The following is a 25,255-nucleotide window of genomic DNA, read 5'->3' on the forward strand; positions in this document are numbered from 1 at the left end:
GGATGAGGTCAGTGAGCTCATTTTTGGAGATTTCCTTAAAGCCGGATGTGCTGCCAAAAATATTTATGGAGTACGGATCATATCCGTAATGAATGATTTAGCGCCTGAAGGACACGACAGACAATCTATTTGAGCTGCCGGGTTTGGGGATGCGCACCTTACCTCAATTATAGAAATATAACAGTGAATGGCCTCATAAATACTGGGTAACCTGACTCTGAATAAATACCGGCATAGTAGTAAATCAGCTGAATTGTGTTGTCGCGTTAAATAAATCGCCTATCATTTTATGCCATAAATAAATATGGATATGGTGGTTTATGGCTTTACAAGGAAAGTTCATCCTGAATGGTGCCGATTACGCCCCATTTAGTCTATGTGGCGTAGGTACTTTTTTAGCTTTTTCTGGTAATGGAGCCTACCGCAATAAGGGAGCATGCGGCGGTATAAAAGGTGATGGCCCGCTTCCCCCTGGTAAATATTGGATTGTTGAACGAGGTAATGGCGGTTTCTTCTCTGGCGTTAAAGCTGGAGTACAGGATTCATGGAACAAGCTCCGATGGGGCGCTACCTTTGGACGGGACGAATGGTTCGCTCTGTACAGGGATGACTGGGGGATTGATGATGGTACTTGGATCAACAATGTGCACAGGGGGTTATTCAGGCTTCACCCAGGACACATTTCGGAAGGTTGCATAACGATTCCGCATAACTCTGATTACGCTCTTATCCACAATGCGTTGATGAATTCACCCCGAATGCAGGTTCCTTGCATGAAATCTCTTATGGCCCGTGGTTGGGTGGAGGTGGTCGCTAATGGCATTACCAACACTTGCCCGTAAGGTGGCCAAAGTTATTTTTTTCGCTCTTATTTTGCTTTCCGTTATTTACTCCCTGGGAAACCCAGAATTTTACGTTAATCACGCTCTTGCCAGTCGGGTTGCTCAATGGGTTGATGGTGATGTAAATGCGGAATCAATATATGACGCTTACTTTTATATCGATATTATATCGGTAATGACGTTATCAGTGATTATCTATTTAATAACTATGAAGTTAATTAAAAAAATAAGGAGTTAAAGTTATGCCTATTCCAGCTTATATGTGGCTTAAAGACGATGGCGGCGCGGATATTAAAGGTTCTGTAGATGTTCAGGATCGGGAAGGCAGTATTGAAGTTGTTGGATTTAGTCACGGGTTGAATACCCCTGTTGATAGCTCTGGCGGCAAAATAACCGGCAAACGCTCGCACTCCCCGATGATGCTCGAAAAGGAGTTTGATAGTTCCAGCCCTTATCTCTACAAAGCCGTAGCGACAGGTCAGACACTGAAAAGCGCCGAAATCCGTTGGTATCGCATTAATTATGCAGGGCAGGAGGAATGTTATTTTGTAATGACTATTGAAGGAGTGAAGATAACGGGGGTTAACCCGGGTATGCCAAACGCTAAGATGTCAGGCAATGCGCAGATCAACCATATGGAGTCTGTATCTTTGATGTACGACAAAATTACATGGCGATACGTTGATGGCAATGTGCAGTATACGGACGACTGGAATGTCAGAACTTAAGTTCACAAGGGAGATTTTGCCCTGTACTTATAGGGGGATTTCGGTTGGAAGTACCTCTATCAAAACAAAAAGGAGTCAGACGATTTCTCATCTAACTCCTTGTTTTATTTGGTGGCCCCTGCTGGACTTGAACCAGCGACCAAGCGATTATGAGTCGCCTGCTCTAACCACTGAGCTAAGGGGCCGTGGCGCTGAATTATAATGTAACTGTAAGCTGCAATCCAGCGCTTATATGGCGTCTGCTGTTTTTATAAACAATTGTGAATCAAACCCTTATACTTATCGCTCATTCATAACTTCAGGTACCAGGCATGATCCACGATATTCTGGCTCCGGGGCTGCGTGTGGTGTTCTGCGGCATTAATCCCGGCAAGTCCTCGGCACATACCGGTTTTCATTTTGCTCATCCGGGGAATCGCTTCTGGAAGGTGATTCATCAGGCCGGGTTTACCGAGAAGCTGCTCAAGCCCGAAGAAGAACAGCAGCTGCTGGATACCCGCTGCGGCATTACCATGCTGGTAGAAAGGCCCACGGTGCAGGCCAGCGAGGTGAAGCTCCAGGAGCTGCGTGACGGCGGCAGAGCGCTGGTACATAAGATGCTGGACTACCAGCCGGGCGTGCTGGCTATTCTCGGGAAGCAGGCGTTTGAGCAGGCCTTTAACCAGCGTGGCGCAAAGTGGGGCAGGCAGGATATTACGATTGGTGAGACCGAGGTGTGGATTTTGCCGAATCCCAGCGGGTTGAATCGGGCGACGCTGGAGAAGCTGGTCGAGTCTTATAAGGAGCTTGATGAGTCGCTGGCGGCGCGCGGCCGGTAGTTAAATTTAAGGCAAAAAAAAGCTCCCGGACGGGAGCTTTTTGTTTTTGGAACAGATTAATTTTCGGAACCGATTAATCGTCCAGGAAGCTACGCAGCACTTCAGAGCGGCTCGGGTGGCGCAGTTTGCGCAGCGCCTTCGCTTCGATCTGACGGATACGTTCGCGGGTAACGTCGAACTGTTTACCCACTTCTTCCAGCGTGTGGTCGGTATTCATATCGATACCGAAGCGCATACGCAGAACTTTCGCTTCACGCGCGGTCAGGCCAGCCAGCACGTCGTGAGTTGCGGAACGCAGGCTTTCGGAGGTGGCAGAATCCAGCGGCAGCTCGAGGGTGGTATCCTCGATGAAGTCACCCAGATGCGAATCTTCATCGTCGCCGATTGGCGTTTCCATGGAGATAGGCTCTTTAGCAATCTTCAGCACTTTACGGATTTTGTCTTCCGGCATCAGCATACGTTCAGCCAGCTCTTCCGGCGTCGGCTCGCGGCCCATCTCCTGCAACATCTGGCGCGAAATACGGTTGAGCTTGTTGATGGTCTCAATCATATGCACCGGAATACGGATGGTACGCGCCTGGTCGGCGATGGAGCGAGTGATAGCCTGACGGATCCACCAGGTGGCGTAAGTTGAGAACTTATAACCACGACGGTATTCAAACTTATCAACCGCTTTCATCAGGCCGATGTTGCCTTCCTGAATCAGGTCGAGGAACTGCAGGCCACGGTTGGTATATTTCTTGGCGATAGAAATAACCAGACGCAAGTTGGCTTCAACCATCTCTTTCTTCGCGCGGCGGGCTTTCGCTTCACCGATGGACATGCGACGGTTGATGTCTTTTACCTGCTCGATGGTCAGGCCGGTCTCTTCTTCAATCTGCTGCAATTTCTGCAGGCTGCGGTGAACGTCATCCGAAACATCGTGCAGCTTTTCAGACCACGGCTTGTTCATTGCGATTGCAGCGTTGAACCAGGTTTCGCTGGTTTCGTTGCCGGTGAACAGGGTGATGAAGTTTTTCTTCGGCATTTTGCACTGCTCAACGCAGAGTTTCATGATGATACGTTCTTGAGTACGAACGCGATCCATCATGACGCGCATGCTGTTGACCAGGTAGTCGAACTGCTTCGGCACCAGGCGGAACTGCTTGAAGACTTCAGACAGCTGCTGGATCTCGGCGGCGGCGTCAGCATGGCTGCGGCCTTTCGCTTTGATGGTGTCACGAGCCAGCTCGTACTGCTTACGCAGTTCGCCAAATTTCTCGCGAGCCAGTTCCGGGTCGATGCTGTTGTCGTCGTCGGAGCTGTCGTCGTCGGACTCTTCGTCTTCGTCCTCATCGTCGTCCAACTCTTCCTGAGAGAGTTCAGAACCAACGTGAGTGGCGGTCGGCGCGAGGTCTTCTTCGGCATTCGGATCGACAAAGCCGGTAATCAGGTCAGACAGGCGAGCTTCTTCGGCCTCAACGCGATCGTACTGCTCCAGCAGATAGGTGATCGCTTCCGGGTACTCGGCAACCGAGCACTGTACCTGGTTGATACCGTCTTCGATACGCTTAGCGATATCGATCTCACCCTCGCGGGTTAACAGCTCAACGGTACCCATTTCGCGCATGTACATGCGCACCGGGTCGGTGGTACGTCCGATTTCGGACTCCACGCTGGACAGCACCTGAGCGGCAGCTTCTTCCGCATCTTCGTCGGTGCTGTTAGAGTTTTCAGCAAGCAAAAGATCATCGGCATCAGGGGCTTCTTCCATCACCTGAATGCCCATGTCGTTGATCATTTGGATGATGTCTTCGATCTGATCGGAGTCGACGATATCTTCCGGCAGATGGTCATTGACCTCGGCATAGGTCAGATAGCCTTGCTCCTTACCACGTTGGACAAGAAGCTTGAGCTGTGACTGCGGGTTTTGCTCCATAAGACGGTATCCACACTTCAGTATTAGGGTTGTGTCGGTAGGCGTTGCCGCCAACAATAACGTTACGAGGGCCAATTTATTTTTATGCCGCAGCCCGTCCGTGCGGCGTTCGGGGGTGACCCGATCAATGTTCGGCAGTTAAGCCGCGAATCTACTTTTTGGCGCGTGACTCAGTTATCACACGAACTTCTTCACGCTCCGCCGGGGTTAGCCCCTCGGTCCTGGAACGTGCCATTAATTCTTCAAACCTCAGCTCGAGCGCGGAATCGAACAGATGATCCAGCGAGTCGGTGAACGTTTTTTCAGCAATCTCTCTATCTGCTATATCGTCCCACGCAGAGAGTTTTTCAAGGGTGGCGGCTTCATTTGTTCCGCGATATTGTTCCAAAAGCTGCCCGGTTGTTAACCCAGGTTGGGCCAGGCAGGCATTTACCAGGTCGCTAAACAGCGTTAACCCCGGCAGTTTTGCCGCGTCCAGCCCGCTAAGTGGGGGGACCAGAGGAGCCAGTTCCGGGTTTTGTACCAATAACCCTATTAGTATACGCATGGTTGTGCGTTTTAGCTGAGGCGCGGGGCGAGGCGTTACGCCATCGACCTGTTTGGGCATCAGCTTTTCAAGCTGGCTGTCGTCCAGAATGCCGAGCTTGTTGCCCAGCTGCTGGCGCAGATAGATGCGCAGCGTTTCGCCGGGGACCTGGCTAATCAGCGGCAGCGCGAGGGTACTTAAACGCGCCCGGCCGTCCGGAGTGCTCAGATCAACCTGCGGCATCAGGCTGTTAAACAGGAAAGTGGAGAGCGGCTGAGCCTGCTCCATCCGCGTTTCAAACGCTTCTTTCCCTTCTTTACGAACCAGCGTATCCGGGTCTTCACCGTCGGGCAGGAACATGAAACGCAGCTGACGACCGTCCGTCATATAAGGTAGCGCAGTTTCCAGCGCTCGCCATGCCGCATCCCGCCCGGCGCGATCGCCGTCATAGCAACAAACCACGTTATCCGTTACCCGGAACAGGAGCTGGATGTGGTCTGCGGTTGTGGAGGTGCCAAGGGAGGCGACGGCGTAAGAAATGCCGTACTGTGCCAGGGCCACCACATCCATATACCCTTCGACTACCAGCAGGCGCGCAGGTTCCGGCTGGCTTTGCTGGGCTTCATACAGGCCATACAGCTGGCGGCCCTTATGGAAAATATCGGTTTCCGGGGAGTTCAGGTACTTCGGCATGCCGTCGCCCAGCACGCGCCCACCAAATCCGATTACCCGGCCACGTTTATCACGAATCGGGAACATCACCCGCTCGCGGAAGCGGTCGTAGCTGCGGCCTTTATCGTTAGTGACCAGCATGCCTGCGTCCGTCAGCGCCTGACGGTTTTCGCTGTTGCCGCCGAAGCGTTTTAGCGCGTTGTCCCAGCCCGGGGGCGCGTAACCAATAGCAAAGTGGGCAATAACCTCGTCGCTCAGGCCGCGTTTTCCCAGGTACTGGCGAGCCGGTTCGGCAGCGGGCAGCTTCAGGGATTGCTGATAAAAGGCGTTAAGGCCGTCCATCAGTTGATACAGGCTCTGGCGCTGGTGGCGTTCTATCTGGCTTGGGCCGTTGCCAGCTTCGTACGGCACTTCAAGGTTGTGCATGGTCGCCAGCTCTTCAACGCTTTCTACAAACTCGAGCTTGTCGTAGTTCATCAGGAAGTCGAGGGCGTTACCGTGTGCGCCACAGCCGAAGCAGTGGTAAAACTGTTTATCACCGTTCACGGTGAAAGAGGGGGTTTTCTCGTTATGGAATGGACAACACGCGTGGTAGTTTTTGCCCTGTTTTTTCAGCTTCACGCGAGCATCGATCAGGTCGACGATGTCGGTGCGAGCGATCAGGTCATTGATAAAGACACGCGGGATTCGTCCAGCCATAGGCCCCATGCTATATCCGTCATCTCTCAGGCGGTGGCCTAAAAGCTCAGGGATATGTCAGTTTATAAACGAGAATAAGCCGCGCATTCCTTTCGGAAGCACGGCCTTATAACTACTACTCGGTCTGATTTGAGGAGTGAATCCTCAGAAGATTAGTACAGACGAGTGCGGCGTGCGTTTTCGCGAGCCAGTTTCTTCGCGTGGCGTTTCACAGCAGAAGCTTTAGCGCGTTTACGTTCGGTAGTCGGTTTTTCATAGAACTCACGACGACGAACTTCCGCCAGAACGCCTGCTTTTTCACAGGAACGTTTGAAGCGACGCAGTGCTACGTCGAACGGCTCGTTTTCACGTACTTTAATTACCGGCATGTAACTCTCACCTTTAATAATTCGGTTTGCCGCTGGCCTATGTGCCAGCTTAATTCAAAATGGTGCGGAATTTTACTGCAACTCTTGCTGCTTTGTAAAGCACCGAACGACCAGAAACCTGGCTTTTAGGGCCGGTATCTTCCAGGACCGAGGATTATACACGATTAGCAGCGGCCTGGGGCAGCAAAGTTTTACAAAGGAGGGCGGCGGGATTAAACTTCGCGCCGGGTCAAAGAGGTAAAACTAGCCATGCGTGTACTGGGAATCGAGACATCCTGTGATGAAACCGGCATCGCCATTTATGACGATGAGAAAGGGTTATTAGCCAACCAATTGTATAGTCAGGTGAAACTTCACGCTGACTACGGCGGCGTGGTGCCGGAGCTTGCCTCCCGCGATCACGTACGCAAAACCGTGCCGCTGATTCAGGCTGCGTTAAAAGAGGCGGGCTTAACCGCAAAAGATATTGACGGCGTGGCCTATACCGCCGGGCCGGGCCTGGTTGGCGCTCTGCTGGTTGGTGCAACCGTCGGCCGCGCGCTGGCGTTTGCCTGGGATGTTCCTGCCGTACCGGTACACCATATGGAAGGGCACCTTCTTGCGCCGATGCTGGAAGATAATCCTCCTGAGTTCCCGTTTGTGGCGCTGCTGGTTTCCGGCGGCCACACGCAGCTGATTAGCGTGACCGGCATCGGTAAATATGAGCTGCTGGGCGAGTCTGTTGACGATGCGGCTGGTGAAGCCTTCGATAAAACCGCCAAGCTGTTGGGGCTGGACTATCCAGGCGGACCGCTGCTGTCGAAAATGGCCGCGCAGGGCACCGAAGGGCGCTTTACCTTCCCGCGCCCGATGACCGACCGCCCGGGGCTGGACTTCAGCTTCTCCGGCCTGAAGACCTTCGCCGCGAATACCATCCGTGGGAACGAAGACGACGACCAGACTCGAGCCGACATCGCCCGCGCTTTTGAAGATGCAGTGGTTGATACGCTGGCGATTAAATGCAAACGAGCCCTCGACCAAACCGGCTTTAAGCGCCTGGTGATGGCCGGAGGCGTGAGCGCCAACCGCACGCTGCGGGCAAAGCTGGCAGAGATGATGGCAAAACGCCGCGGCGAAGTGTTCTACGCCCGCCCTGAGTTTTGCACCGATAACGGCGCGATGATTGCCTATGCCGGCATGATCCGCCTTAAGGCCGGAACATCGGGTGAGCTGAGCGTCAGCGTCAGGCCGCGCTGGCCGCTGGCAGAATTACCCGCCGCCTGATAAGCGTTGAAAAGAGGAGTGAGAAATCACTCCTTTTTTGTTGCTTCTTTTTTTATTTCTTCCGGCGCTGCTGCTTTTTTCTTGCGGCGCAGCTTCGACCAAATTTTTGATTCCTGCCCGCGCCACAGGCGCTGGATATTATCGTGATGACGCATCAGGATAAGGCAAGAGAGCATCGCTACCGGGAAGGTAAACTGCGGTTTGAACCACCACACGTAGAACGGGGCGATCAGCGCGCTGATAATTGCGCCGAGAGAAGAATAGCCGCTCAACAGCACGCTTAGCAGCCAGGTTCCGGCCATCACGCCGGTTAAGTCCCAGCCGATGGGCGCGATGGCGCCAAATGCCGTCGCCACGCCTTTACCGCCGCGGAATTTAAAGAAGACTGGCCAGATATGGCCCAGGCAGGCGGCAATGGCTATCAGCCCGAGCCAGAAGGGCGTGACGCCTAATGCATAGGCGGCCCATACCGGCAACATGCCTTTCAGCACATCAAAAATTAGTACCGCTGCGGCTGCGCCTTTACCACCAATACGTAATACATTGGTTGCTCCTGGGTTACCGGAGCCGCTCTCGCGTGGATCGGGGAGACCGGCAATGCGGCAAACCAGAATGGCGCTAGAAATGGAGCCGCAAAGATACGCGAGGAGGATCATACCAGGCGCGATTGCACTCATAACGCTGTTCCATGTTGAAAGTGTCGAAGTCTTCTTTGCATCTGTGGATAATACGCATATTTCGCCGGAAGTGGTATCCGGCATGACTAAAAACCGGGCAGGGCGTGATGGACATTGTATTTATAGAGCAACTTACCGTAATCACTACCATTGGTGTTTACGACTGGGAACAGACCATTGAGCAGAAGCTGGTGTTCGATATCGAAATGGCCTGGGATAATCGTAAGGCGGCAGGGAGCGATGACGTGAGCGACTGTCTCAGCTATGCGGATGTCAGCGAGGCGGTCATTAAGCACGTCAGCGGCGGCCGTTTTGCGCTGGTTGAACGCGTAGCTGAAGAAGTTGCTCAACTGCTACTTGCCCGCTTTAATTCGCCCTGGGTGCGTCTCAAAGTCAGTAAACCCGGCGCGGTTGCTCAGGCGGCTAACGTTGGGGTGGTGATTGAACGTGGCAATAATCTGAAACAAAGCAAATAATTACTGCGGCCATAAAACCAAACCACGGTAGCCTGGTCTTATCAACGTATCTTTTGCGGCAGACGCACAGCGTAGGCCGTTTTTTTGTGTCTATTTTGGGGATGAGGGTTAAGTAATGAGCGATCTACCAACTCTGGCGATTGCCGCCATTCTTGGCGTAGTTGAGGGGTTAACCGAGTTTTTGCCGGTATCATCTACCGGGCACATGATTATCGTTGGTCACCTTCTGGGCTTTGAAGGCAAGACCGCCGAAACCTTCGAAGTGGTCATTCAGCTTGGTTCTATTCTCGCGGTTGTGGTGATGTTCTGGCGTCGTCTGTTTGGTTTGATTGGCATTCATTTTGGCCGTCCGCCTCAGCATGAAGGCACCGGAACCGGGCGTCTTTCGTTGATTCATATCCTGTTGGGTATGGTGCCGGCGGTGGTGCTTGGGCTTATTTTCCACGACATGATTAAGTCGTTGTTTAACCCGATTAACGTGATGTATGCCCTGGTCGTTGGCGGCGTGCTGCTGATTGCGGCGGAATGCCTGAAGCCGAAAAAGCCGCGTGCGGAAGGGGTGGACGATATTACTTATCGTCAGGCCTTTATGATTGGCTGCTTCCAGTGTCTGGCGCTGTGGCCCGGTTTCTCCCGCTCGGGCGCAACCATCTCCGGTGGGATGCTGATGGGCGTTAGCCGCTATGCGGCTTCCGAGTTTTCCTTCCTGCTGGCGGTGCCGATGATGATGGGCGCAACGGTGCTTGATCTCTACAAGAGCATCGGTTTCCTGACGATGGGCGACCTGCCTATGTTTGCCGTCGGTTTTGTCACCGCCTTTATCGTTGCGCTTATCGCCATCAAAACCTTCCTGCAGCTGATTAAACGTATTTCGTTTATCCCGTTTGCGATTTATCGCTTCGTGGTGGCCGCAGTGGTGTTCTTCATCTTTACCTAGTGTTTATGTTGCCCTTAGCCTTGAGGCTGAGGGCAATGCTGTTCCTTCCAGGCCGCAACCGCTTTTATTCTTCGCTTAGTCAGCTCTTCACGAATAGCCGGGCCGCTGAATCCTGCCTCGATAACCTCTTTATTACTCACGCTCTGAGCGGCAGCCCAGGCGGCTCGCAGCATTCTTCCCTGCGGGTAATCGCTGGCTTCAAAGCCTGTTCTTCCGCGCGCGTCGGCTTCGCTGGTTAAGGCGATTTGCTCTACCCGCTGCGGTTTACGCCATGCGTCAATGGCGTCAAACAGCTTGACCACCGTCTTTGGCTGTAAAATGGGGAAGGTATGGATCAGATCGTGGAATTCGGCCACCAGCTTCGCCAGGTCGCGGATTTCATTCGGCACGCGCAGGCGAGCGCAGAGCTGTTCCACCAGCTTGACGCCAGCCGGGCCGTGGCCGTGGTGACTTGGCCATTTTTCCTTCGGCGTCAGCCCTTTGCCCAGGTCGTGGCAGAGAGTGGCAAAGCGAACATCAATTTCCGGACTGAGCTGGGCCGCCATCGACAGGGTCATCAGCGTGTGGATCCCCGTGTCGATTTCCGGGTGCCATTTGGCCGGAGCCGGTACGCCATAAAGAGCGTCGATTTCCGGGAACAGAACTTTCAGCGCGCCACACTCGCGCAGCACCGAGAAATAAACCTGTGGGTTACGGCTGCTAAGGGCATTTTCCGTCTCTTTCCAGACCCGCTCGGCGGTGAGATGGGCCAGCTCGCCGTTATCGGCCATTTCGCGCATCAGGGCCAGCGTTTCGGGAGCGATAAGGAAATTCAGATGGGCGTAACGTGCGGCAAAACGCGCCACGCGCAGAACGCGGAGCGGATCTTCATTAAAGGCCGGGGAAACGTGGCGTAATAAACGACGCTCAATATCCGAACGCCCGTTATAAGGGTCGATTAGCTCGCCGGTTTCATCCTGGGCAATGGCGTTGATGGTGAGGTCACGGCGCAGTAAATCCTGCTCCAGCGTGACGTCCGGTGCGGCATAACAGGTAAAACCGGTATAACCCTGGCCCGACTTCCGCTCGGTACGCGCCAGGGCGTACTCTTCGCGGGACTGCGGATGCAGAAACACCGGAAAATCTTTGCCAACCTGCTGGTAGCCAGCGTCCAGCATTTGCTGCGGCGTCGCGCCGACCACAACCCAGTCTTTATCCTTAACCGGCAGTTTTAATAACCCGTCACGTACTGCACCACCGACCAGATAAATCTTCACCCTTTGCACCCCAAGCGCCATTTTTGAACCACGAATGGTAAGTGTAGATGCGAGGGGGAAGCAACGGCTAATGTATCGCCTTTAGTTCATCCAGCGGTCTTTCTTTTTACGGCTTGGGATCATATGCGGGAGCAGCAGGCCAATCAGCAGGCCAAAGCCAGCCACGCCGCCGCCGTACATAAACCACTGCATAATGATGGCGCGCTGCTTATCATCCAGCTGCACGTTGGCGGCATTTACCTTTTTCTGGGCGACGATAAGCTGGTTCTTAAGCTGCTGATTTTCTTCTTTCAGGCCGTTAATTACCGTGTCGCTCTGGGCAACTTTCTGCTGCATTTCTGCGGTGCGCTGGTTCCAGGTGGTGTCGATGTTATTCAGCTTGTCGGTCAGGGTTTTAACCTGATTTTCCAGATCCGGCACGCGGGTACGCAGGCTTGGATTGGTGCTGAGCTGCGCCAGCGGTATCCAGGATGTTTTGCCGCTGCTGTCGCGCACCTGGCCGTATTTGGTTTCTTCATTGCTTTGCAGCAGCGTGACTTGTTCCCCTGCGTTGACTGTGCCAACCAGGCGGTAGTTATCGCCCGGGCCGCTACGGACCCAGGTGTTTAATTCATCAGAGACATAACGTTTTTCTTCGGCATGGGCCACTACGGAAACGCTAAGAGAGAGCAAAGTAAGGCAAATCAGGCGTAATTTGTGCATTAGTTCGTCGTTATTTTCATTAAGTGTGGAACGATAGTAGTGGCAACAGTCTGAAGGCGCAATCCGGAAACCTGAATGAGAATCATCCTGATGTCATTTTAACCACTGGCGCTGCTGCACTACCGCAAATTCGCTACCCGAGAGGGTATTTTGTCGTACTATCTACAGACCTAATCGACGCTATTTAGTTCGCCGGGAAATTGCCCGGCGTGACGTAAACGAAAGTAAATAAGACATGGCTCAGGAAATCGAACTTAAATTTATCGTTAACCCTGCGGCGCTTGATGCGCTGCGTGACAAGCTGAATGCCCTGCCGGGCGAACACAGCGACCCTCGTCAGCTTCTGAATATCTATTACGAAACCGCAGATAAACTGCTGCGTCGTCACGATATGGGGCTGCGCATTCGAGGTGATGCCGGGCGCTACGAAATGACGATGAAAATCGCCGGGCGCGTCACTGGCGGCCTGCATCAGCGCCCTGAATACAATGTAGAGCTGAGCAAGCCCGAGCTGGATCTCGCTCTGCTGCCCGCTGAAGTGTGGCCTGAAGGGCTGGACGTTGCCGCTTTGCAGACGGAAGTTCAGCCGCTATTCAGCACCGATTTTGAGCGTGAAAAGTGGGTAGTTACTCAGGGTACAAGCCGCATCGAACTTGCTCTGGACCGCGGTGAAGTCAAAGCCGGGGAGCACCGGGAGCCTATTTGCGAGCTGGAGCTTGAGCTGCTGTCGGGTGAAACCGCGGATTTACTGGCGCTGGCGGAAAGCCTGGTGACCGAGCCGGGGCTGCGTCAGGGGAGCCTGAGCAAGGCGGCACGCGGGTATCATCTCGCTCAGGGTAATGCGGCAAGAGAGATTAAACCGCTTAGTGTGCTGCATCCGGCGGCTAAGGCCACGGTTGAGCAGGGCCTGGAAGGTTCTCTGGAGCTTGCCCTGGGCCACTGGCTTTATCATGAGGAGCTGTGGCTCTCCGGCAGCAAAGCGGCTAAGCAGCAGGTGATTGATGCCGTAGGCCTGGTGCGCCATGCCCTGGCGCTGTTTGGCGGCATTATCCCTCGTAAAGCGAGCACTCACTTACGTGACCAGCTGATCGCTTTTGAAACCCGCCTTGCCGGGAGTGAGAAAGCCGAGGCCGTGGTTTACAGCGCCCAGGCAAGCGCGACCAAACTGGCGCTGACCCGCTGGCTGGTGGAGCGCCAGTGGCAGCCGTATATCGATGAGAAAAGCCGCAACAAGCTGGACGGTTCGTTCAAACGCTTTGCCGACGTAAACCTCTCCCGTCATGCAGCGGAGCTGAAAGGTGCCTTCCAGCGCCCGCTCGGCGACAGCTACGGTGACCAGCTGCCGCGCCTGACGCGTGAAACTGACGCCATTCGATTGCTTGCCGGCGTTTACCCCGATGAGCAATCTCAGCCCTGGCTGGAAAACTGGCAGGGCCTGCGCCACGCCATTATGACGCGCCAGCACATCGAAATTGAGCATTACAGAAACGAAGCGATCTCGCAGGCACCTTTCTGGCTGCATAGCGGGAAATAACTGACTGGCAACGGATACCCACCATGATGCCGCTTACTCCTTTATTACAGCAGCACCTGCAGGCGTTTTTACCGCGCCTGCCGCAAGAGATTGACTCCCGGACACTCAGCGACGAAGCTCGCGCGGTGCTGGCTATTAGTGATTTTGTTGGTGATAGCGTGGTGGCGCATCCGGCCTGGCTGCAGGAATTGCAGCAGGCCGCGCCGCAGGCGGACGAATGGCAGCACTACGCCGCCTGGTTGCAGCATGATTTACGGGAAGTGTATGACGAAGCGGCGCTGATGAAGGCGCTGCGGCTTTTTCGTCGTCGAATTATGGTGCGTATCGCCTGGTCGCAGGCGCTGGAGCAGGTGGCGACCGAAAGCACCCTGCAACAGCTGAGTGTGCTGGCGGAGACGCTGATTGTTGCCGCTCGCGACTGGCTTTATGACGCCTGCTGCCGCGAATGGGGCACTCCGGGCAATGCGGAGGGAGAGGCGCAGCCGCTGCTGATCCTCGGTATGGGCAAACTGGGCGGCGGGGAGCTGAATTTCTCCTCGGATATCGACCTGATTTTTGCCTGGCCGGAAAACGGCTCCACCCGCGGCGGGCGGCGCGAGCTGGATAATGCCCAGTTTTTTACCCGCATGGGGCAGCGCCTGATTAAGGTGCTCGACCAGCCGACTCAGGACGGCTTTGTTTACCGCGTGGATATGCGCCTGCGTCCGTTTGGCGAGAGCGGCCCGCTGGTGCTGAGTTTTGCCGCGCTGGAGGATTATTACCAGGAGCAGGGGCGCGACTGGGAACGCTACGCGATGGTGAAAGCGCGGATAATGGGCGATAACGGCGATGTCTGGAGCCAGGAGCTGCGCAACATGCTGCGGCCGTTTGTGTTCCGCCGCTACATCGACTTCAGCGTCATTCAGTCCCTGCGAAACATGAAAGGCATGATTGCGCGTGAAGTGCGACGTCGGGGGCTAACGGACAATATTAAACTTGGCGCGGGCGGTATCCGCGAAACCGAGTTTATCGTTCAGGTCTTCCAGCTGATTCGCGGCGGGCGTGAGCCTTCGTTGCAATCCCGTTCGTTGCTGCCCACGCTGGAAGCTATCCAGCAGCTTCATCTGCTGCCCGAAGAGGACGCGCAAAAGCTGCGTGCGGCCTATCTCTACCTGCGGCGGTTGGAAAACCTGCTGCAAAGCATCAACGACGAGCAGACGCAAACTCTGCCCGGCGACGAGTTAAATCGCGCCCGGCTGGCGTGGGGCATGCAGGCCGCCGGCTGGGATGCACTCCAGGGCACGCTGCAACAACACATGAGCGACGTGCGCCAGGTCTTTAACGACCTGATTGGCGACGACGAGCCGGAAGCCGGTGAGGACAAAGTTTCCGAAGCGTGGCGTGAGCTGTGGATTGACGCCCTGGACGCCGATGAAAACACACCTGTGCTCGCTCATCTGACGGCGCAGGAGCGGGATGAAGTCCTGAAGCAGCTCGGCGATTTCCGCCGGGATATTGATAAGCGAACCCTTGGCCCGCGTGGCCGCCAGGTGCTGGATCATCTGATGCCGCGCCTGCTGAGCGAAGCTTGCTCCCGGGGTGACGCACCGCTGGCGTTTTCCCGCCTTATCCCGCTGCTGCTCGGTATTCTTACTCGTACCACTTATCTGGAACTGCTGAGCGAATTCCCCGGTGCGCTGAAGCATTTAATTTCCCTTTGCGCCGCATCGCCAATGATTGCCGCGCAGCTGGCCAGCTATCCGCTGCTGCTCGACGAGCTGCTCGACCCGAGTACGCTCTACCAGCCAACGGCGATGGATGCCTACCGCGACGAGCTGCGCCAGTACCTGCTGCGGGTGCCGGACGAAGACGAAGAGCAACAGCTCGAGGCGTTACGCCAGTTTAAGCAGGCGCAGATGCTGCGCGTGGCGGCGGCGGATATCGCCGGAACGCTGCCGGTGATGAAGGTCAGCGACCACCTTACCTGGCTGGCGGAGGCGATTCTCGACTCGGTCGTGCAGCGAGCCTGGACGCAAATAGTGGCGCGCTATGGCCAGCCGAAGCATTTGCAGGACAGAGAAGGCCGCGGTTTTGCCGTGCTGGGCTACGGCAAGCTCGGCGGCTGGGAGCTGGGCTACAGCTCTGATTTGGATCTGGTGTTCCTGCACGACTGCCCGATGGAAGTGATGACCGACGGCGAGCGTGAAATCGACGGCCGTCAGTTCTACCTGCGCCTGGCGCAGCGAATCATGCATCTGTTCAGCACGCGCACCTCGACGGGGATTTTGTATGAAGTCGATGCTCGCCTCAGGCCGTCGGGCGCGGCGGGCATGTTGGTCACCACCGCTGAAGCTTTCGCCGATTACCAGAAAAACGAGGCCTGGACGTGGGAACATCAGGCCCTGGTGCGCGCCCGCGTTGTCTACGGCGACCCGGCGCTTAACCGCCAGTTTGAGGCGATCCGCCGCGATATTCTCTGTACCGCGCGTGAAGGTGAAAAGTTGCAGGTTGAAGTGCGCGAAATGCGTGAAAAAATGCGCGCCCACCTCGGCAATAAACACCGCGATCGCTTTGATATTAAAGCCGATGAAGGCGGGATAACCGACATCGAGTTTATCACTCAGTATCTGGTGCTGCGTTACGCCAGCGAAGCGCCGAAGTTAACCCGCTGGTCGGATAACGTGCGTATTCTGGAACTGATGGCGCAAAACGACATTATGAGCGAGGAAGAGGCCAAAGCCCTGACCCACGCTTACGTCACGCTGCGCGATGAGCTTCACCATCTGGCGCTACAGGAGCTTCCGGGTAACGTTGCCCTGGACTTGTTTGTTGAAGAGCGCGAACAGGTGCGGCACAGCTGGAATACGTGGCTTGGCGAGCCGCAAACGCGCGTGGAGGTGTAAATATGTTATTATCCCGCGCAAAAATAATCCCCTCTCTGGAGAGTCAGGAATGAAAGTAACGCTGCCCGAATACAGCCGTGCAGGCGTCATGGTAGTTGGTGATGTGATGCTGGATCGCTACTGGTACGGTCCAACCAGCCGTATTTCCCCGGAAGCCCCGGTGCCGGTGGTAAAAGTGGACACCATCGAAGAGCGCCCCGGCGGCGCGGCTAACGTGGCGATGAACATCGCTTCGCTGGGTGCGGCTTCTCGCCTGGCTGGCCTGACCGGTATCGACGACGCGGCTCGTGCGCTAAGCCAGAGCCTGGCCGGCGTAAACGTGAAGTGTGACTTCGTTTCCGTTCCGACCCATCCGACCATTACCAAACTGCGCGTGCTTTCGCGCAACCAGCAGCTGATCCGCCTCGACTTCGAAGAAGGTTTTGAGGGTGTAGATCCTGAGCCGCTGCACGAACGTATTAGCCAGGCGCTGCCGCATATTGGTGCCCTGGTGCTCTCTGACTACGCTAAAGGCGCGCTGGCTAGCGTGCAGCAGATGATTCGCCTGGCGCGTGAAGCTAAAGTGCCGGTGCTAATCGACCCGAAAGGCAGCGATTTTGAGCGCTACCGCGGCGCGACGCTGCTGACGCCGAACTTGTCCGAGTTTGAGGCGGTTGTCGGCAAGTGCAAAACCGAGGCCGAGCTGGTGGATCGCGGCATGAAGCTGATTGCCGACTTCGAGCTTTCTGCGCTGCTGGTGACCCGCTCCGAGCAGGGCATGACGCTGCTTCAACCCGGTATTGAGCCGTTCCACCTGCCGACCCAGGCGCAGGAGGTTTACGACGTGACCGGTGCCGGTGACACGGTGATTGGCGTGCTGGCGGCCACGCTTGCGGCGGGCAATTCTCTGGAAGAAGCCTGTTACTTTGCCAATGCGGCGGCGGGCGTTGTAGTCGGCAAGCTCGGGACTTCTACCGTTTCTCCGGTTGAGCTGGAGAATGCGGTGCGCGGTCGTTCAGAAACCGGCTTTGGCGTGATGACCGAGGCCGAATTGAAAGTGGCTGTTGCGGCAGCACGCAAGCGCGGCGAGCGCGTGGTGATGACCAACGGCGTGTTCGACATTCTGCACGCGGGCCACGTTTCCTACCTCGCCAATGCCCGCAAGCTGGGCGATCGCCTGATTGTGGCGGTGAACAGCGATGCTTCTACTAAACGCCTGAAAGGTGAAACCCGCCCGGTTAACCCGCAGGATCAGCGTATGATCGTGCTGGCGGCGCTGGAAGCGGTGGACTGGGTGGTGCTGTTCGAAGAAGACACTCCGCAGCGCCTGATTGGCGAGATCCTGCCGGATCGCCTGGTAAAGGGCGGTGACTACAAGCCTGAGCAGATTGCCGGGAGCAAAGAGGTCTGGGCCAACGGCGGTGAAGTGATGGTGCTGAACTTCGAAGACGGTTGCTCCACCACCAATATCATCAAGAAGATCCAGAACAACGGCTGATCCAGCCGGTAGAAAAAAGCCCTCGAAAGAGGGCTTTGTTGTTTCTAGTGCTTCACCAGCGTCGCGAAGTAATAAACCAGAGGAATAGCCAGCAGATACAGCCCCACCGGAATTTCACGCCATTTACCCGCAATCACTTTGATTACCACATAGAACAACAGGCCGCCTGCGATACCGGTCCCGAAGCTGTTGGCGATGAGCGTTATCATTACCATCATCAGCACCGGCAGGCCGTCGGTAAAATTCCCCAGATCCACTTTACGCAGCCCGCTGAACATATTCAGGCCGATAAGGATCAGCGCAGGCGCGGTGGCTTCTTTTGGGATCATCAGCGCAACCGGCGTGAACAGCAGCATCAGCAGAAACATAACCGCAGCGGCCAGTGCCGTAAGGCCCGTTTTGCCGCCCGCTTCGGCAGCGGCTGAAGACTCGATCAGCGCCGTTGCCGCAGGAATGCCGACCCACGGGCCAAGCGCGGCGGCGATGGAGTCCACCATAAACGGCCGGTTGATGTGCTGCATATTGCCGTGCTCGTCCAGCAGACCTGCTTCGCCGCCTACCGCCAGCGTAGTGCCCATGGTGGAGAAAAACTCCGAGGCAAAGAACACAAACAGGAACGGCAGGAAGGCGATGTTCAGCGCGCCCAGCATATCGACATGGCCCAGCACCGGAGCCAGAGAATGCGGCATGGCGATAAAGCTTTGCGGCAGGTGGGTGACGCCAAATGGAATGCCGACCAGCGTAGCAAACAGAATGGCCCACAGAATGGCGCCCGGTACGCGGCGAGCCTGAAGCGCAATCGCCAGGAACAGCCCGCACAGAGCAACCAGCGCGCCGGGTGCGGTAAAGTCACCCATTGCCAGAGCATTGGTTTTGGCGTTAGCCAGCACCAGCCCGGCATTGCGGAAGCCAAGGATAGCGACGAACAGGCCAATGGACGCCGTGAGGCCGAGCTTTATCGACTGCGGCACCGAGCGGGTGACGACTTCACGCAGGCCCAGGCGAGTCAGAGCGAAGAACAAAATACCCGACCAGCAGGCGATACCTAGCCCAATCTGCCAGCCAATATGTTCGCTGCCCGCAAGCGTTACGCCCACCAGCACCGAACCGCCGATCCCCGGCCCGACGATAAACGGCAGGTTGCCATAAAATGCCATTAGCAGCGTGCCGAGCACGAACACGATAATCGTGCCGGTGGTGGCCGCGCCTTTGTCCATCCCGCCAACGGCCAGCAGGCCAGGAATGACTACCAGCAGGTAGGCGGCAGCGAGAAAACCGGTGACGCCTGCGAGGCATTCGGTTTTAACTTTAGTCTGGCGACCGCGGAGCTGGAACCGCCGCTCCAGCCAGCTTTCGCCGGCTGCCTGTGACACTGAATTTTCGGCCATTATTTGGCTCTCCTGGACTAGTGTGTTGTGTGTGTGTCTGCCGGGTATTCATGGCATTCAATAAGCGGGTCGACGATTTGACGCGTACTGCCGTCGGTCAGCCCGAGATCTGTCAGGTGCGGCCCGGCGTTGCAGGCGAGGCAGGTGCCTTCAATTGCCTTGAAAACGCGGTACGGCGGTTCCCAGTCGGCAACTTTATTGCTCAGCTCGCGTAGCTGTGCAAACTGCTGCGCCAGCTCGCTGGCCGGGAGATCGGAAAGCATCCCGGCGATGGGCATTTCAACTTTCGCCAGCATTTTGCCATTCTGGCTTAGCGCCATGCCGCCGCCGCAGGCGATAAGCTGATTGGCCGCCAGCGCCATATCCTGCGGGTTGCGGCCCAGCACGACGAGGTTGTGGGAGTCATGCGAGTAGGTGGTGGCAATCGCGCCTCTGAGTTCTCCCCAACCTTCGAGTAGCGCCAGCTGTGGCTTCGCTTCGTGACGGCCATGGCGGTGCTGAACCCAAATCAGGCTAAAGCCTTCCGGGAGCTGAACTTCGCCGCCGCGGACCTCAACCTCGACTTCGCTCCACTGGGTAAAACGCGCCCCTTTTATGTGACGCAGGCGAGCGCGACCATTGTTTACCGGCACTTTCAGCACAAAATCATTTGGGCTAAGCGGCTGTAAACGCACGGTATCACGAGGTGGAACAATGGACGGTGCGGTAACGGGTTCGAGCATTTTGCCCCGTTCGGCCATTAGCTTACCGGCAACGAAGACCGTGCGGGCGCTGAGTTTCTCCAGCGAATCAAACACCACCAGGTCGGCGGTGCGGCCTGCGGCAATCAGCCCGAGATCGGGGCGCTGTAAACGCAGAGAGGCGTTCAGCGTGGCGAGGCGCAGGGCGTCCGTCGCCTTCATGCCGTGCTCAATCAGCAGGTTCAGCAGGGCGACAATACCGCCTCTTTCCAGCAGCATGTCCGGCGGCACGTCGTCGGTGCAGACCGTAACCTGGGATGACAGGTGCGGTAACCCGTTGAGCGCTTCAACAATTTCCGGCAGCAGGTAAGGATGAGAGCCGCGAATTTCCAGCGTCAGGCCGGCACGCAGTTTTTCCAGCGCGTCCGCGGCGGAAGTAAGTTCGTGGTCGGAAGTGACGCCTGCGGCAAGATAAGCCTGCAAACCGGCACCGCTAAGACCGCGAGCGTGCCCTTCGATAAGCTTGCCGCTGTTTAGCCCGGCGTTGAGGATCTCCAGCATTCTTTCGCTGCCGTTGAGTACGCCGTGCATGTCCATGACTTCGGCCACGCCCGCCACTTCAGGCCAGGAGAGCAGGGTTTCCATCTCTTTTCCGGCGAAATCCGCACCGGACATCTCAAGCCCCGGCGTGGAAGGCACGCTGGAAGGCGCGGCGCAAATCACGCGCAGCGGCAGGTTACGGCTGGCGTCAACGGCGTAGCGCACGCCTTCAATGCCTAGCACATTTGCCAGCTCGTGCGGGTCCCAGAAAATGGTGGTCGTCCCCTGCGCGACGACGATTTCGGCGTAACGTGCAGGCGGCAGGTGCGAGCTTTCGACGTGGACGTGAGTGTCCATCAGGCCCGGGCTAAGATAGCTTCCGGCAAGATCGTGAATTTTGACGGCATCTTCGCGGCTTCCGCGCGGATGCACGCTGGCGATAAGCGTGCCGACAATGCCGACATCGGCCTGGCGGATTTCGCCGGTTGCCATATCGATAAGCTGGCCGTTGGTCAGCAGCAGGTCGAAGGGAACTTCACCGAGGGCGGCTTTTACCGCGCGGCGGCGTAAATCAGCAGGTGTCATGGCTGGGGTCCAAAAAATGTGCTCTGGCGGCTACTCTAGGCAGGTGCGTGAACTTTGCCCAGATGATTTAATTTATCAGCCGATAAGAAACGTTTATCCTGTAGCAAACGTTTACCTGGTAACCCTGATACTCCAATGGCTGAACCCTGGCAGCGCCTTCCCGCTCTCTCGTTAAAACAGATCCAGTATTTTGTGACGCTGGCGAAACTTCGTCATTTTACCGATACCGCCAGCAGGCTGGCTATCAGTCAGCCCGCGCTAAGCAGCGCATTACGACAAATTGAGTCGGTGCTGGGAGGCAAGCTGGTTAACCGCACCGCTTCTGCCGTAACGTTGACGGAGCTGGGGGCTGCGCTGCTGCCCCACGCCGAGCGCATGCTCAACGTTGCCCAGCGAGCCTTTGACGATATGCAGCGCATTGTGCAGGACGGCGGGGACGGCACGTTGCGTATCGGTCTGGTGCCGTCCGTTGGCAGCCTGCTGTTTCCTCATATCCCGCAACTGCTGGCCGACGCTTTTCCTCGCCTGCGGGTGGAGTTTCACGATCGCACTAATGATGCGCTGATAGCCCAGTTGGAAAACGGCCAGCTCGATTTCGGGTTTGGCGGACTGGACAGTTCGGTGCCCGCCACGCTTGAGATCAATCCGTTACAAGAAGATCCCTTCGTGGCGGTAGTCAATCGTCACGATCCTCTGGCAGAATCCAGCCATGCTCCGTGGCGTAGCCTGGTCAAACGGGATATTGCGGTGTTTTCAAAAGGAAATATCAGCCGGCTGGTGGCGGCGATGGCGGAAAGCCAGCGCCTGAAGCTTAACACCCGCTATCAGGTTGATTTTATTGAAACACTTTACGGACTGGTGCGCTCGCAGCTGGCGGTAGCAATCCTGCCGCAGCTTTACACGACCTATTTGCAGGACCCGGAGCTGAAGGTTATCCACCTGCAGCAACCTTCCCTGAGCCGCACCGTGGCGCTGATGCGCAGTACCGAGCCGTTTGCGCCGCAGATTGAAGCCTGCTTCCAACTGATTGTCCGAGTATTACAACAACGAAAAATGCCCTGATTTAACAAGGAAAACCCGAGATGAAGAAGATCCTGCGTGTGGTGGTTGTGCTGCTGATTTTACTGGTAGCCGCCGTCGCCATTCGCCTGTGGCTTTTGCACCGCCATAGCGATGCGCTGTGGAACATCATTAGCCAGCAGTGCATACCGAACCAGCAGCAGCACAATTCGCCGGAGCCGTGCCTGAAGGTTGATTTACAGCAGCGCTACCTGGTGTTCAAAGATGCGAAAGGCCCGCTCCATACTTTGCTGATGCCAACAGATAAAATTACCGGCATTGAAAGCCCGAAGATTCTGGAAAACGGGGCGCCGAACTACTTCCAGGATGCGTGGGATAACCGCCATTATCTGCTGGATGAAACCACTAAGCCGGTGAAGGATGACGATTTAGTGCTGGCGATTAACTCTCGCTACGGGCGTTCTCAGAACCAGCTTCATATTCATCTTTCATGCCTGCGACCCGAGGTTTATCAGTCGATTAACCAGCTTGCGGATAAAGTTACCGACCAATGGCAGCCGTTTGGCGAGGAGATCCTTGGCCATAAATATCTGGCGATAAAAGTTTCTGCTCAGGCAAACCCGTTTAGCGTCCTGGCGGCTTATGTGAAGGCTCAGGGCGATGAAATGGAAAACTTTGGTCTGGCGCGGGTAGTGACCGCGAAAGGCGATGTGATGTTGTTAGCCAACCCTCGCCAGCTGCTGGGCGGTAACCAGGGGTCCGCTGAGGAGATGCTGGACTACAGCTGTTCTTTGGCTCAGTAATTACCGTAGCCCGCATTATGCGGGCTTATCTTCGGCAATCAGGCTACGGCTTTTACGATGCTGGAAAGAGGATATCCGGTTGCAGATGCGAGAATTCTGATACTTTTGAAAGAGGGATTACCCGTTGGAGAAAGTGTTTTATACAGCGACTCTCTCGAAACTCCGGCCCGTTTTGCCACCGCGGACATACCGCCACTGGCTTCAATAACGTGGCGCAGTGCCATCATAAAAGCTTCGTAGCCGCCTTCCTCATCAATTTCTATCAGCGCCTGGTGCAAATAGACTTGAGCAAAGGCCGGATCGTCCTTGATTAGCTGCACCATCGCATCATCATGTAATACCGACTTAGCCATATTATTTCCTCTCTTTGTAATCTTTCAGATAGCGTATTGATTTCTCAATATCCTGATTTTGCTTCTTTTTGGTACCGCCGAGCAGCAGCAAAACAATATCGCCGGTAAAGGAGCCAGGAACCGGCGAGTAATAAACACGGTAGCCCGGACCCCGATCAATTCTTAATTCCGATACGCCTTCCCTGCATGGCTTGCAGTCTCCATAGTTCCCTCACCCATCCTGGCGACACGAACAGCAATCATTGCTTTTGCTATCGGGTCTTTGACGTCCATTAAAAAAGCATTGAAAGGATCCCGGCCATCCTGCGTCAGGTAGTGACGAAGTATTGGCATGGGTAATTGTAGCCTGTAGTTATCAATGATACATCAAGACTGTATCCTGTGGGGTACGATCTGACAAAGGCAAAACGGGGATTCTGAGAGGTAGGCGGTAAGTTAAATTCCCGAAGGTGTAGTGCCTTCGGGCAAGATACGATCAGGACAGGTAATTCATACCCTGTTTCAGCACCAGGTCGCAGGCTTTGGTTTTCACCTTTTCAGCCAGAGGTGAGTTGCCGATAGTGTTCAGGTCAAGCTTCTGGCCGTTAGCGGTATTCAGCAGCCCCATCAGGCCCTGGTTGTAATCCTGCTTATCCGCGGGCTTGGTGCTGTTCTCCAGGCCAAGTTTGGTCATCAGCTGATTTTTGATATTTTCCGTATTGGTGACGGAAGCAAGCTTGTTCTTCGCACAATATTCCATCACGCCTGCGGCGTTGGTCATGGTGCTGGAGGTGAGCGATTTACCGTTGCCGTTAAGCAGGCTGGTCAGGGAAGAGAGAGAAAGGCCGCCGTTCTGAGCGCCTGCGCCGGTGGTGGTTGAGCCGCTTTTGCTCAGCTCGTTTGCCGCGCTTGAAAGCTGATCCTGCCAGCTTGCCGCACTTGCCTGGCCCGCAAAAAAGGCCGTTGCCAGCGCCATTGCGCAGAGAGTTTTAATGCTTACTTTCATCTGTTGATACTCGCTTTGTTTACCTGCCGGGCAGGAGAATTCAGCGCTGAGTATAACGCTTTGCCGGGAAAGAGGGGGATTGAGAGTTTTCCTAAACGGCGGGCATGAGAGTAAAAAGCCGGGTTTCCCCGGCTTGCGACATCAGTTGATGATATTCAGCGTGACGTCGATGTTGCCGCGAGTGGCGTTGGAATACGGGCAAACGATGTGCGCCGCATCGACCAGTTTTTTCGCTTCAGCAGCGTCCATACCCGGCAGGTGGATGTTCAGTTTAGCTTCGATGCCGAAGCCGGTAGGCAGCGGCCCAATACCCACTTCACCTTCGATAAAGGCTTCAGCAGGCATGGAGATTTTGTCGCGGCCGGAAACAAACTTCATCGCGCCCAGGAAGCAGGCCGAGTAGCCAGCGGCGAACAGCTGTTCCGGGTTAGTCACTTCACCACCGGCACCGCCCATCTCTTTTGGCAGGCCCAGTTTGACGTCCAGAACGCCGTCAGAAGAGGTTGCACGACCTTCACGGCCGCCGGTTGCTTTTGCTTTTGCGGTATAAACGACTTTTTCTAAAGACATGGCAGGTTCCTCATCTTACTTTGTGTTTGCGCTATAAAATAGCACGCGATTTATATGGTTTTTTAAAAATCGCCGGCAGTGCCGACGGGTGTTAATTAGGTATTCAGGTTGCCGCGCAGCGTTTCCAGCTGATCCTTAAGCGCCAGCATGCTGTCTACGCTACAGGCCGAAGCACAGAGTACCGACTCAGGAATGCTGTGAGCTTTTTCCTGCAGCGCTTTGCCTTCACCGGTCAGGGTAACGACGACCTGACGTTCGTCTTCACGGGAGCGCTGACGCAGCAGCAGACCCGCGCTTTCAAGACGCTTTAACAGCGGCGTTAAGGTGGCGGAGTCTAAAAACAGACGCTCGCCGATTTGCGACACCGTGACATCGTCCCGCTCCCACAGCACCAGCATCACCAGATATTGCGGATAGGTGAGCTGCAGCGGCGCAAGCAGCTGGCGGTAGAGTTTATTGACCGCCAGATTGGCGGAATAGAGCGCGAAGCAAAGCTGGTTGTCCAGCAGCAGCGCGTTCGTTTCGGTCGATGTCTTGTTCATGGATTTGAATATAG

24 protein-coding genes, 1 tRNA gene and 1 pseudogene are annotated in these 25,255 nt (G+C 55.7%); 12 read left to right on the top strand and 14 right to left on the bottom strand.

Annotation, left to right across the window (positions count from 1 at the left end; translation table 11 throughout):
• Positions 1 to 320: 320 nt before the first annotated feature.
• From HMPREF0201_RS01820 to HMPREF0201_RS01830, 3 genes are read left to right on the top strand one after another with little or no spacing between them, the layout of a single operon-like run.
• Positions 321 to 842 carry a DUF2778 domain-containing protein gene (locus tag HMPREF0201_RS01820; protein WP_016534743.1) on the top strand — a complete coding sequence of 174 codons (522 nt, stop codon included), beginning with the start codon at positions 321 to 323 and terminating at the stop codon, positions 840 to 842.
• Positions 817 to 1,080 (top strand): hypothetical protein, encoded by a 264-nt coding sequence (locus HMPREF0201_RS01825; protein WP_016534744.1) that lies wholly within the window; start codon positions 817 to 819, stop codon positions 1,078 to 1,080. Before HMPREF0201_RS01820 ends, HMPREF0201_RS01825 begins: the two co-directional genes overlap by 26 nt.
• A gap of 4 nt (positions 1,081 to 1,084) precedes the next feature.
• Positions 1,085 to 1,570: an Hcp family type VI secretion system effector gene (locus HMPREF0201_RS01830; RefSeq protein ID WP_016534745.1), complete on the top strand. Its 486-nt coding sequence runs from the start codon at positions 1,085 to 1,087 to the stop codon at positions 1,568 to 1,570.
• 109 nt (positions 1,571 to 1,679) lie between these two features.
• Here the strand turns inward: HMPREF0201_RS01830 and HMPREF0201_RS01835 are convergent.
• Positions 1,680 to 1,755: transfer RNA gene (locus HMPREF0201_RS01835), tRNA-Ile, on the bottom strand.
• 126 nt (positions 1,756 to 1,881) lie between these two features.
• On the opposite strand from HMPREF0201_RS01835, the gene mug reads away from it, so the two are divergent.
• Positions 1,882 to 2,388 carry a G/U mismatch-specific DNA glycosylase gene (gene mug, locus HMPREF0201_RS01840; RefSeq protein ID WP_016534746.1) on the top strand — a complete coding sequence of 169 codons (507 nt, stop codon included), beginning with the start codon at positions 1,882 to 1,884 and terminating at the stop codon, positions 2,386 to 2,388.
• Positions 2,389 to 2,461: 73 nt separating this feature from the next.
• Here mug and rpoD read toward each other — a convergent pair whose 3' ends face one another.
• The 3 genes from rpoD to rpsU all read right to left on the bottom strand — a co-directional run bounded on the left by rpoD (position 2,462) and on the right by rpsU (position 6,571).
• Positions 2,462 to 4,306: an RNA polymerase sigma factor RpoD gene (rpoD, locus tag HMPREF0201_RS01845; RefSeq protein WP_016534747.1), complete on the bottom strand. Its 1,845-nt coding sequence runs from the start codon at positions 4,304 to 4,306 to the stop codon at positions 2,462 to 2,464.
• A 151-nt stretch (positions 4,307 to 4,457) separates the two neighbouring features.
• On the bottom strand, positions 4,458 to 6,203 hold the full coding sequence (gene dnaG, locus HMPREF0201_RS01850) for a DNA primase (RefSeq protein WP_039899090.1): 1,746 nt from the start codon (positions 6,201 to 6,203) through the stop codon (positions 4,458 to 4,460).
• Positions 6,204 to 6,355: 152 nt separating this feature from the next.
• Positions 6,356 to 6,571 (bottom strand): 30S ribosomal protein S21, encoded by a 216-nt coding sequence (gene rpsU, locus HMPREF0201_RS01855; protein WP_001144069.1) that lies wholly within the window; start codon positions 6,569 to 6,571, stop codon positions 6,356 to 6,358.
• A gap of 249 nt (positions 6,572 to 6,820) precedes the next feature.
• Between rpsU and tsaD the strand changes: the two genes are divergently transcribed.
• Positions 6,821 to 7,834, top strand: coding sequence for a tRNA (adenosine(37)-N6)-threonylcarbamoyltransferase complex transferase subunit TsaD (gene tsaD / locus HMPREF0201_RS01860; RefSeq protein ID WP_016534749.1), 1,014 nt, complete (start codon positions 6,821 to 6,823; stop codon positions 7,832 to 7,834).
• Positions 7,835 to 7,860: 26 nt separating this feature from the next.
• On the opposite strand, the gene plsY is transcribed toward tsaD, so the two are convergent.
• Positions 7,861 to 8,511 carry a glycerol-3-phosphate 1-O-acyltransferase PlsY gene (plsY, locus tag HMPREF0201_RS01865; RefSeq protein ID WP_016534750.1) on the bottom strand — a complete coding sequence of 217 codons (651 nt, stop codon included), beginning with the start codon at positions 8,509 to 8,511 and terminating at the stop codon, positions 7,861 to 7,863.
• A gap of 107 nt (positions 8,512 to 8,618) precedes the next feature.
• Here plsY and folB point away from each other — a divergent pair, with 107 nt between their 5' ends.
• Both folB and bacA read left to right on the top strand, forming a co-directional pair.
• A complete protein-coding gene (gene folB / locus HMPREF0201_RS01870; protein WP_016534751.1) occupies positions 8,619 to 8,987 on the top strand; it encodes a bifunctional dihydroneopterin aldolase/7,8-dihydroneopterin epimerase in 369 nt (122 codons plus the stop codon).
• A gap of 115 nt (positions 8,988 to 9,102) precedes the next feature.
• Positions 9,103 to 9,924, top strand: coding sequence for an undecaprenyl-diphosphate phosphatase (bacA, locus tag HMPREF0201_RS01875; RefSeq protein ID WP_016534752.1), 822 nt, complete (start codon positions 9,103 to 9,105; stop codon positions 9,922 to 9,924).
• Between the two features lie 14 nt (positions 9,925 to 9,938).
• Here bacA and HMPREF0201_RS01880 read toward each other — a convergent pair whose 3' ends face one another.
• Positions 9,939 to 11,180: a multifunctional CCA addition/repair protein gene (locus tag HMPREF0201_RS01880; protein WP_039899092.1), complete on the bottom strand. Its 1,242-nt coding sequence runs from the start codon at positions 11,178 to 11,180 to the stop codon at positions 9,939 to 9,941.
• Positions 11,181 to 11,261: 81 nt separating this feature from the next.
• Positions 11,262 to 11,882, bottom strand: a complete 621-nt coding sequence (locus HMPREF0201_RS01885; RefSeq protein ID WP_016534754.1) for a TIGR04211 family SH3 domain-containing protein — start codon at positions 11,880 to 11,882, stop codon at positions 11,262 to 11,264.
• Positions 11,883 to 12,117: 235 nt separating this feature from the next.
• Here HMPREF0201_RS01885 and HMPREF0201_RS01890 point away from each other — a divergent pair, with 235 nt between their 5' ends.
• From HMPREF0201_RS01890 to hldE, 3 genes are read left to right on the top strand one after another with little or no spacing between them, the layout of a single operon-like run.
• A complete protein-coding gene (locus tag HMPREF0201_RS01890; RefSeq protein WP_016534755.1) occupies positions 12,118 to 13,416 on the top strand; it encodes a CYTH domain-containing protein in 1,299 nt (432 codons plus the stop codon).
• Positions 13,417 to 13,439: 23 nt separating this feature from the next.
• Entirely contained in the window at positions 13,440 to 16,298 is a 2,859-nt protein-coding gene (glnE, locus tag HMPREF0201_RS01895; RefSeq protein WP_016534756.1) for a bifunctional [glutamate--ammonia ligase]-adenylyl-L-tyrosine phosphorylase/[glutamate--ammonia-ligase] adenylyltransferase, read from the top strand.
• 49 nt (positions 16,299 to 16,347) lie between these two features.
• Entirely contained in the window at positions 16,348 to 17,775 is a 1,428-nt protein-coding gene (hldE, locus tag HMPREF0201_RS01900) for a bifunctional D-glycero-beta-D-manno-heptose-7-phosphate kinase/D-glycero-beta-D-manno-heptose 1-phosphate adenylyltransferase HldE (protein WP_016534757.1), read from the top strand.
• Between the two features lie 44 nt (positions 17,776 to 17,819).
• On the opposite strand, the gene HMPREF0201_RS01905 is transcribed toward hldE, so the two are convergent.
• Positions 17,820 to 19,163 (bottom strand): NCS2 family permease, encoded by a 1,344-nt coding sequence (locus HMPREF0201_RS01905; RefSeq protein ID WP_016534758.1) that lies wholly within the window; start codon positions 19,161 to 19,163, stop codon positions 17,820 to 17,822.
• Positions 19,164 to 19,180: 17 nt separating this feature from the next.
• Positions 19,181 to 20,968 (bottom strand): adenine deaminase, encoded by a 1,788-nt coding sequence (locus tag HMPREF0201_RS01910; protein WP_016534759.1) that lies wholly within the window; start codon positions 20,966 to 20,968, stop codon positions 19,181 to 19,183.
• Positions 20,969 to 21,103: 135 nt separating this feature from the next.
• Between HMPREF0201_RS01910 and HMPREF0201_RS01915 the strand changes: the two genes are divergently transcribed.
• Positions 21,104 to 22,030: a LysR family transcriptional regulator gene (locus HMPREF0201_RS01915; RefSeq protein ID WP_016534760.1), complete on the top strand. Its 927-nt coding sequence runs from the start codon at positions 21,104 to 21,106 to the stop codon at positions 22,028 to 22,030.
• A gap of 20 nt (positions 22,031 to 22,050) precedes the next feature.
• Positions 22,051 to 22,791, top strand: coding sequence for a CDP-diacylglycerol diphosphatase (locus HMPREF0201_RS01920; RefSeq protein ID WP_016534761.1), 741 nt, complete (start codon positions 22,051 to 22,053; stop codon positions 22,789 to 22,791).
• Positions 22,792 to 22,829: 38 nt separating this feature from the next.
• Here HMPREF0201_RS01920 and HMPREF0201_RS01925 read toward each other — a convergent pair whose 3' ends face one another.
• The 5 genes and pseudogenes from HMPREF0201_RS01925 to HMPREF0201_RS01945 all read right to left on the bottom strand — a co-directional run bounded on the left by HMPREF0201_RS01925 (position 22,830) and on the right by HMPREF0201_RS01945 (position 25,241).
• The gene (locus HMPREF0201_RS01925; protein WP_016534762.1) at positions 22,830 to 23,144 is read right to left on the bottom strand and encodes a helix-turn-helix domain-containing transcriptional regulator; all 315 of its coding nucleotides are present in this window, start codon (positions 23,142 to 23,144) and stop codon (positions 22,830 to 22,832) included.
• 1 nt (position 23,145) lies between these two features.
• Positions 23,146 to 23,477: pseudogene (locus HMPREF0201_RS01930) on the bottom strand (type II toxin-antitoxin system RelE/ParE family toxin).
• 142 nt (positions 23,478 to 23,619) lie between these two features.
• Positions 23,620 to 24,129, bottom strand: coding sequence for a YjjA family protein (locus HMPREF0201_RS01935; RefSeq protein ID WP_016534764.1), 510 nt, complete (start codon positions 24,127 to 24,129; stop codon positions 23,620 to 23,622).
• A gap of 141 nt (positions 24,130 to 24,270) precedes the next feature.
• On the bottom strand, positions 24,271 to 24,699 hold the full coding sequence (locus HMPREF0201_RS01940) for an organic hydroperoxide resistance protein (RefSeq protein ID WP_016534765.1): 429 nt from the start codon (positions 24,697 to 24,699) through the stop codon (positions 24,271 to 24,273).
• A 95-nt stretch (positions 24,700 to 24,794) separates the two neighbouring features.
• Entirely contained in the window at positions 24,795 to 25,241 is a 447-nt protein-coding gene (locus tag HMPREF0201_RS01945; RefSeq protein ID WP_016534766.1) for a MarR family winged helix-turn-helix transcriptional regulator, read from the bottom strand.
• Between the last annotated feature and the right edge of the window lie 14 nt (positions 25,242 to 25,255).

This window comes from Cedecea davisae DSM 4568, assembly GCF_000412335.2.
GTDB classification, from domain to species: Bacteria; Pseudomonadota; Gammaproteobacteria; order Enterobacterales; family Enterobacteriaceae; genus Cedecea; species Cedecea davisae.